Genomic DNA, 402 nt, shown 5'->3' with positions numbered 1-402 from the left:
GGAGAGGTCGCGCGCAAGGCGCGTCGGGTGGCCAGTCCAGTGGCCAAGCTCGTGAAAGCAGGTCCGGTAATAGTTGATCTGTTGAAAGAAGGCCGGTTGCGGCGGCACCTGAATGAAGTCGCTGCCCGGCATGTAGAAAGCGCGATCGCCGCCGATGCGGACATCCGCGCCGGTTGCGCGAATGAGCGCCTCGGCCTGCGGGATGATCTGGCGCTGCGGCAGCGGATCGGCGGCGGCATGGAGATGTTCGGGCAGGTTTTCGCACTGCGCGACATTGAAGACGGTGAAGCGCTTCAGGTAAGGCACCGCCTGCGGTTCGTCGCCATCGACCTTGGCGCGTTGCTTTTCGTTTTTCGGAACAAAGCGGTCGGCGTGAACGATGGTCGTGCCGCGCTCGCCTTT

General features: G+C 63.4%; 1 protein-coding gene. It reads right to left on the bottom strand.

Features of this window, described 5'->3' with window-relative positions; genetic code table 11:
- Positions 1–402: zincin-like metallopeptidase domain-containing protein (locus tag AC0L2U_RS34760; RefSeq protein WP_473603712.1), on the bottom strand; the 402-nt coding region annotated here is incomplete at both ends.

The sequence above is a fragment of the Mesorhizobium sp. WSM4808 genome, from assembly GCF_055811675.1.
The sequence above is the reverse complement of the archived record's forward strand: the minus strand, read 5'-3'. Positions and strand labels throughout refer to the sequence as shown.